7 protein-coding genes are annotated in these 8,351 nt (G+C 42.8%); 4 read left to right on the top strand and 3 right to left on the bottom strand.

Annotation, left to right across the window (positions count from 1 at the left end):
- The first annotated feature begins 11 nt into the window (after positions 1-11).
- The 4 genes from CXF61_RS01145 to sstT all read left to right on the top strand — a co-directional run bounded on the left by CXF61_RS01145 (position 12) and on the right by sstT (position 4,505).
- Positions 12-629: a cysteine hydrolase family protein gene (locus CXF61_RS01145; protein WP_165596852.1), complete on the top strand. Its 618-nt coding sequence runs from the start codon at positions 12-14 to the stop codon at positions 627-629.
- Positions 630-854: 225 nt separating this feature from the next.
- Positions 855-2,510 carry a leucyl aminopeptidase gene (locus CXF61_RS01140; RefSeq protein ID WP_165596851.1) on the top strand — a complete coding sequence of 552 codons (1,656 nt, stop codon included), beginning with the start codon at positions 855-857 and terminating at the stop codon, positions 2,508-2,510.
- Between the two features lie 7 nt (positions 2,511-2,517).
- On the top strand, positions 2,518-3,009 hold the full coding sequence (locus tag CXF61_RS01135) for a DNA polymerase III subunit chi (protein ID WP_165596850.1): 492 nt from the start codon (positions 2,518-2,520) through the stop codon (positions 3,007-3,009).
- Between the two features lie 293 nt (positions 3,010-3,302).
- Complete coding sequence (gene sstT, locus CXF61_RS01130; protein ID WP_165596849.1) at positions 3,303-4,505, top strand: serine/threonine transporter SstT; 1,203 nt, start codon at positions 3,303-3,305, stop codon at positions 4,503-4,505.
- 81 nt (positions 4,506-4,586) lie between these two features.
- Here the strand turns inward: sstT and CXF61_RS01125 are convergent, their stop codons facing one another.
- The 3 genes from CXF61_RS01125 to CXF61_RS01115 all read right to left on the bottom strand — a co-directional run bounded on the left by CXF61_RS01125 (position 4,587) and on the right by CXF61_RS01115 (position 8,242).
- Positions 4,587-4,910: a chaperone modulator CbpM gene (locus CXF61_RS01125; protein WP_165596848.1), complete on the bottom strand. Its 324-nt coding sequence runs from the start codon at positions 4,908-4,910 to the stop codon at positions 4,587-4,589.
- Between the two features lie 100 nt (positions 4,911-5,010).
- Positions 5,011-6,036, bottom strand: coding sequence for a DnaJ C-terminal domain-containing protein (locus CXF61_RS01120; protein WP_165596847.1), 1,026 nt, complete (start codon positions 6,034-6,036; stop codon positions 5,011-5,013).
- Between the two features lie 151 nt (positions 6,037-6,187).
- Entirely contained in the window at positions 6,188-8,242 is a 2,055-nt protein-coding gene (locus CXF61_RS01115) for an Lnb N-terminal periplasmic domain-containing protein (RefSeq protein ID WP_193834155.1), read from the bottom strand.
- Positions 8,243-8,351: the final 109 nt, after the last annotated feature.

Raw genomic sequence — 8,351 nt, 5'->3', positions numbered from 1 at the left:
GAATAATATTAATGAATAAAACGACCTCTACACCCTCTACCCTACTTGAGCTCGCTGGCGGCACATTCGATGCGCTTGATTGGTCAAATTGCGCACTCGTTCTTATCGATTATCAAAACGAATACGTCGATGGCGCTATGCCATTAGGGGACGCTGGGGCAAAAGCTATCGCCAATGCGCGCCTACTACTCGATAGAGCGCGTCAGCAAGATTTACCTATCTTCCACATTACCCATCATGGCGCCAAGAATGGCAATGTCTTTGATCCTTTATCAGCTAATGTTGAGATAGTCGAGCAATTGCAGCCGCAAGATGGCGAAACAGTGATTGCCAAAAAGCATCCGAATGCCTTTTATGATACGCAATTACAATCACTGATTTCAGCAGCAGAAAAAAAGCAGATTATTTTTGCAGGTTTTATGAGTCATATGTGCGTCAGCTCAAGCGTCCGCGCCGCATTTGATTTAGGTTTCGATAGTTTTGTCTGTCACGATGCCTGTGCCACGCGCGACTTACCTAGCGCTACAAGAGAGCCGATAAGCGCTGAAATCATGCATGATACTGCCATGGCCGCACTACAAGACAGATTTGCCGCGATGGTAACGACCGATGAATTGGTCAATGGCTAGTATGTTGGCATCATCGGAGAATGATAATGTAACCGTTAAACCATAGCGTAAGTTAGTACAGCATAATAATTCAAACGTATTACCCAAGACTTGCTAACTGCGCACGATTATCGCAATATGCTACACTACTGTGATTGCTCAACAGACCAAATAATTTAATAATCTGACAGGTATAAGCAGACATACAAATCCTGCAATTTTCATAGCTCTAATAAGGATAACTATATGAATATCAAATTATCTCAGCATTTACCAAAGACCCATACGCAAAAAATCCTGAAAAAAGAAGCCAAAAGTAAAGACGATGCTTGTCTGGTTGTATTGGTCGATGACAAGAAAAACATTCTTGCTGAATCTGTGCTGACCGAATATACCACTCGTATTGAGCAGCTGATTGAAGTATCTCACTTCAAGGGCACTACCTGTGAGACTGTTGCTGACTATGCGCTGGCAGGTGATAAAAAAACCACTAAGCAAAACCCTGTACAACTGCTATTGGTCGGTGTAGGTAACACCGATAAGTTCAACAACACCGTACTGCAAAAAATCGCTAATACGATCTATAGCAGCACACAAAAGCGTGTGTCTTCTATCACTGTCGCTTTGGGTGATGCACTAGAAGAAAATCACTTTGGTCAATTTGCCCTTAATCTGTTGGCAGCAAGCTACCGCTTTGACAAGTACAAGTCTGAGCAAGCAAGTCCTGTATTGACTGATGTTTATCTGTTAGCTGATGAGTCACTACAGCCTGCGCTAGCATTTGCTCAGTCAGTATTTGCTGGTCAGAGCCTGACTCGCGATGTAGCCAATGAGCCAGGTAACATCTGCTTCCCAGCTTATATGGCTGAACAAGCTCAAGAGCTTGCAAAAACTTACCCTGACCTATTAACCGTGAAAGTACTAGGTGAAGACGAGATGGCAGCGCTAGGTATGCATTGCTTCTTGGCCGTTGCACAAGGCTCCACCAAAGAAGGTAAGCTGGTGCTCATGGAGTACCGTGGCAAATCAGAATTTAGTTCAGTTGCAGGCACTACCGAGCAAACTACTAGTAACGCAAAAGTGAGTGGTCTAAAGGCATTGGCGGATAAACTACCAACCAAAAAGTCAGCTAAAAATGCAAGCAAAAATAGCAATGACAATGCACCAGCGGCCAATGACGACGCACCTATCGTATTAGTTGGTAAAGGCGTAACCTTTGATTCAGGCGGTATCTCAATCAAGCCAGGTGCGGCGATGGATGAGATGAAGTTTGACATGGGTGGTTCGGCGTCAGTACTTGGTACAATCAAAGCATTATGTGAAGCTCGTCTACCAATCAACGTCGTTGGTGCGCTAGCCTGTGCTGAAAACATGCCATCAGGTGATGCCACGCGTCCAGGCGATATCGTTAAAGCGATGAATGGTAAATCAGTTGAAATCTTGAACACTGATGCTGAAGGTCGCTTAGTACTAGCAGATACTTTGTGCTACGTGCAGCGTTATCAGCCAAAAGCCATCATCGATGTTGCCACCTTGACTGGCGCTTGTGTGGTTGCACTAGGCCATGTGCGTTCAGCCGTATTTAGTAATGATGAAGATGTGCTGTTTGATTTAGAAAATGCCAGCAACCTATCAGGCGATCTTATCTGGCATATGCCTTTAGATGACGAGTATCAAGCTCAGCTTGATTCACCAATCGCTGATATGCAAAACATCGGTGGTAAAGGTGCTGGCGCGGTAACTGCCGCCTGCTTCTTGTCGCGTTTCATTGAAGAAGGTCAAGCATGGGCCCATTTAGACATCGCTGGTACTGCATGGAACTCAGGCAAAGACAAAGCAGCCACTGGACGTCCTGTGCCACTGTTTATGCAATATCTAAAAAACAGCGCAGAGATGGCTTAATCCATTTATGAAAATTAGTTTTTATGTATTAAGTGAAAGTAAGGCCCAAGATTTCTTGGGCTTTATTTGTCAGCTGACTCAGACGGCGCTTAACAAAAGCGCTCAGTCTTTGCTGATTTTAATTGAAGATGAGACATTACTAGCAAATCTAGATACGGCACTTTGGGCTCAAGAGCCTACGAGTTTTATACCGCATCAATGTCTTTCTGATAATGACAATAAAAGTACCAGTGATAGAGGTACTGATGATAGTAACATTGCTACTTCTGAAGTATTAGCGCCTGTACTATTAGGCAATCATATGCCAGCTGATTTTAATGGTATCGTGCTCAATACGACGACACGTCCCGTCAACGATTTTATGACTGCTACCAATAATTCAAAACCCTCTCGAGTCCTTGAGCTGATCCTACCTGATGCCACAAGTACACAAGAAGGTCGTAATAAATATAAAGCCTACCAGCAATTAGGTTACGATCTGACCCACTTTAAGGTGTAGCTCTGCCGTTTATTTTCCCTTCATCTCTTACAGCGACATGTCTTCCTACCTATATATCACTGCCTATATCGCTGCTTTTACTCTCCTATAAATGAGGTATTCTGAGTAGCTAGCCCTTGCCTATAAGTGCTGCATTCTTTTTGTACTAGTTGTATAACTCTACTATTCCTCTATTTGCATGCAACAGCTACTGCTATGAGCGGTATGCGAATATGTCAAAAAATGCTACCATCCTTCGATAGATTTTCTGTTGTGACAATTCACTTACTTTTAACGGACTTGAGGGTGTACAGATGCGTTCATTAATTGCGATGTATCAGCGTATAGGGCTGGTGTCGCTTATTATTATTGGCTTGGTATTAGGGGTATTGATTGGTTGGCTGGCGCCAAGTATCGGCACCGCCATAGGGTTGCTTGGTACACTCTTTGTCGGCGCACTAAAAGCAGTCGCTCCCATCCTAGTATTTATTCTGGTTATGGCAGCAATTAGTCAACATCGCAGTGGCAATGAAGTCTACGTAAAGCCGGTGCTTATTATGTACATGTTCGGCACTTTTTTGGCAGCGCTAACAGCAGTCGGTGCCAGCTTTTTATTCCCGACTGAGCTGGTCTTGATCAACGCCGATATCGCACAAGTACCACCTGCTGACCTAAAAGAAGTCTTGACGAACTTGCTCATGAACTTGGTCGCCAACCCGATTAATGCAATCGCTGAAGCCAACTACATTGGTATCTTAGCATGGGCAATTATTATCGGTTTTGCCCTGCGCCAAGCCAGTGATACGGCGCGCAATGTTGTCGGTGATTTTGCTGATGCCATCTCACAAGTGGTTAAATGGATTATTGCTTTAGCCCCATTTGGTATCTTAGGCCTAGTCGCTAGCACGGTTGCTGAGACAGGCTTTGCTTCTTTGGCAGGCTACGCGCGTATCTTAATGGTATTAATCAGCTGTATGTTATTCATTGCGTTGGTCGCCAATCCGCTTATCGTCCTTATTAAAACTGGCAAGAACCCTTATCCACTCGTGTTCAGATGTCTGCGCGAATCAGGAATTACTGCCTTCTTTACACGTAGTTCAGCGGCCAATATCCCAGTCAACATGAACCTTGCCCGTAAGCTTGGATTGCATGAAGACACTTATTCGGTGACCATTCCCCTAGGGGCCACCATTAACATGGCGGGTGCTGCGATTACGATTAACGTCTTAACGCTTGCTGCTGCTCATACGTTGGGTATCGAAGTGACGTTTGCATCAGCGCTGCTACTCAGTCTGGTTGCTACGATTAGTGCTTGCGGTGCTTCTGGTGTTGCTGGTGGTTCATTGCTATTGATTCCACTCGCTGCTAGCTTATTTAGCATTCCAAATGATATCGCGATGCAAGTAGTTGCGATTGGCTTTATCATCGGTGTGATTCAGGACTCAGCTGAGACTGCTTTGAACTCTTCTACTGATGTATTATTTACAGCAGCAGCGGATCCGACGTATTCGCGTTAATTTCTGCTGTAGTATTTTATATAGACATAAAAAAAGGGCCTTTAAAGGGCCCTTTTTTTATGTGTTATTTTGATTATTTGATTACTTTAGGTTGTCTATATCAACTTCGATAACTGGTGTTTTCTGCTCTATTTGACGTTTAAGTTGGCGCAGTTGCTCAACCTCATCTAACAGCTCAAGTATCAAACCAATTGCTGGTACGCTGGCTTCAAAATCACGACTCAATCGCGATGCACGGCGCACTGTCGTCAGCTGATAACCAGTAAATTTTTCATGCTCTGGTACATCATACTCAATGATGTTTTCTTCGATTAATTCGATGACCCATTGGCGCTCTTGGCCACAGGCAGAGACCAGTTCATCTAAGCTCATGATGATGTCTGTAAATTCAGTCGAGTGGTTCATAGCTATTATCCTCGTTTTCTCTTTATTTCATCGGTATCGTATTCATCTCTGCTATTCGTTTATTACTTCAGTAATAAGTAATGGTTATTCATAATCTTGTTTAACGACTAATATTGGTATCCGCAAAGGCTTGTTTTAGCTGCTCATAAGCCTGTATCGACGCATCACTACTGACATCAGGATTGACGATATTTAGAGTTAGATACAAGTCACCTGCTTGCTTAGCAGGGATACCTTTTCCTTTAAGACGTAAATTGCTACCGGACTTGCTATTCTTAGGAATGGTCACACCAAGCGTACCCGCTGGCGTACTGACATTGATTTTTTCACCCAATGCCGCTTCCCACGGTGCAATATTCACAGTTTGATAAATGTCTGCGCCTTCTATACGAATATTGGCATCATGACGAATTTTAACCTTCAAAAACAAATCGCCATTTTTGCCATTACTGCTACCAGCAGCACCTTGCCCTGCTAAACGAATTTGCTTACCATCAGTGATACCTTTAGGAATTTTTATCTTAAGGGTTTTATTATCGTAGTCGACATTACCATTGGGCTGACGAACAGGGACGTTTAGCTTAATACTATAGTCGTCGCCACTATATACTGAAGACAAATCAACGGTAATCTCGGCATGCTGATCTTGACCTTTGCTATCTTGCGTCCCAAAGCCACCACCAAATTGATCGAAACCGCTGCTTTGAGAGCGACTGCCCGTTTGTCCACCAGTCGACCCACGTGCGCCGCGACCAAATGCTGAAAAAATATCATCGAAACGAAAACCACCATCACCAAAGGCTTCACCGTCACCAAACTGATCTTTGATATCTTCCCAGCGAAAACCACCTTGACCCGCACCAGTTTGCCCATTGCTCCCAAACCCACTTGATCTACTTTGACCTGCGAACGGATTATTGAGCATAGCGTCATATTCAGCGCGCTTTTCTTTATCTCTGATCGTTTCGTAAGCGTTGTTTATTTCTGCAATTTTATTATCAGCGTCTGGATGATCACTGACATCGGGATGATACTGACGAACGAGCTTACGGTATTTTTTTTTGATATCAGCGTCTGAGGCGTCTTTTTTGACCCCTAAAATGTCATAGTAGTTTTTCTCTGCCATGTTATTTTCCCCAAAATAAAAACATATTAGTGGTATCAGTCTGCCAATTTCAAACGATACGGTATAAATGGCTACTAGATTTTGCTATAGCAATTTTTGTAGCCTACTTATCATCATAACAATAATTACAACAAACACCGTTATATAAATATTACCAGTAATGATGCCAAGCGATAGCAGCATCTATCGTATTTGAATCACCTAACACTACGCTATTATCGGCCATCACAGTGTCTGAATACGTCACTATAAGTCTGGCGTCGTTATTCTTTGATAGCTGCTGGCGTAATATCAATTTGGCAACATCAATAGCAGCGCGCCCTTCTCGCTTTGAAGTTACGTAAGACAATTCAGCACTTTGGTTATTACGTTTCATACGTAAGCCAAGCTCAATACCGATATCTGCGTGTCTGTCTTGATCATGGACCGTCGCATTGACCATACCATAGCCAAGTATATGTTTACCAAACTTAGCGCCTGCGCCAACGCCAGCTTGTGCATAAGGGCTATGTCGATTGCCAGTAAACATGTCTGTACGAGCGCCTGTTTTTAGTTGCCAAGACAGTTTAGGTTCGCCCGATAACGGTTGTCTAAGATCTTCAATCTGCTGCATGTCTAAAAATACGAAATCCGTCAATGTCCATTGATGCACATCAAAGCTATAACCCAGTGACGCTTTTACGGCTTCAAAACGTTTATCAATATCTGTATGAGCGTTAAGTGGGTCTTTTACAAATAGTGATAAACCAACTTCTGCCCTCTCGTCAGATAAAACGACGGTAGTCTGCGTGGTTTTGTTACTCAATGCTGGAGAGGGTTTGTTCGGTACAGTCAGCTGAGCCAAACCATTGCTAGCTGGTAGCGCAAAACGCTGACTGAGCAATTCGCTTTTGAGAGCTCGCTGCTTCAGTGTATTGTCTTGTGTGATTTTATAAGTACGATGTAAGATCAGAAAATCAAGCGCAACCGCCCTATCGTCCGCGTTTAAAGTAGCAAGCGGGGCAGTGCTTTCTGTACGAATGACAGAGTTTATGATGGATTGTATTGGCTTAGGTAATTGTACAAACTTCTCGCGCAGCTGCGTTTGTTCAGAGGGCAAATAGCGTACTGAAGACACTAATGAATCAGCGCCATTATCGTGTTCTAATAGCTGATCGAATACATAGTCTGGCGCATACCAAGGACCTACTCGCTCAGTCGTTCTTATGTCGCTTATCAGCTCAAGTATCTCTCCTGAGCGATAACCACAATTTTGTTTGATGAAGTAATAGTCAAAGCGAGCGGACTTTGCTTCGTATAAATGATAGTTCAATAATTGCGTTTCAAAGGTATCTAGATTGAGCACATACTCCCACATATCACGTTGCTCGTTCTTGGAGTATACCGCGTCTTGTTTAAAAAATTCCGTCTCTGAAAACCCAGCATCATAAAACCCAAATAGTCCTTTTAGCGCATACATCGCACCGTTCTCATTTTCTGGAATACGAGCGCCGAAGTTGTATGAGTTATTAAGTAAGTCCTCGCTAGATAGCTCTCTGACATCACTGTTCGTATTATTTGCATTATCTATAGGCGTGTTGGTTTTGACCAGTACATGACCAAATGAAGAAGCTGGGTTTTTTAGATAGCTGCTTACTAGGATCAGGCTTATTTCTTGATTTGCATCGGGTAATTTTGAGCAGTTTTTGAGATCGACGTTCAGCTCTGGTAAATGATGATTAAGCCATAAATATCTGGCTGGATACTTACAAACTACGCCCTCATTATTTATTTGCTCTATCGTTGCTATAAGCTCTGCATAGGGATCAAAATTACGTTTCGAACGAGGCTTAGGATTGGTTAAATAAAAATCTGGTGAGATGACTTCAGCCTTGCCATTTTTATAAAACAATAAATGTTGCCATTGGGAGTGCTTAGCCAATGATTTTAGTTTTATGGGATCAATAGCGGTATTTTTTTGAGAGTTTCGGTTTTGCTCTTGTATCTGCGATTCAGTGAGTCGTTGTACGCTTGGCTCAATATCTGACAAGTTCTCGCGATCACTTAAAGTCATGTCTGCTGCGATAGCCGAATCATTACTAGAAGAGAACTTATTTTCGTTATCTACTATTACTGGATCTGAAGCATAGGCATTCGTTTCATCAACTTCCGCATTGCAAATAGTCGTTGCAGCCAAGCAAGCCACCCATAAAAACATCTTTTGCATTTTATTTAGATACCATAAATACATGAGCAATAAAAAACACGTAAGCACTAGGTTTACGTGTTTTTATCATTAAATCATCAAAAGTTTGAGTATTAAACTAAAAACTTAA

This window comes from Psychrobacter sp. 4Dc (genome assembly GCF_002836715.1).
Classification (GTDB): domain Bacteria; phylum Pseudomonadota; class Gammaproteobacteria; order Pseudomonadales; family Moraxellaceae; genus Psychrobacter.
This window is presented reverse-complemented; position numbering and strand designations above follow the sequence as displayed.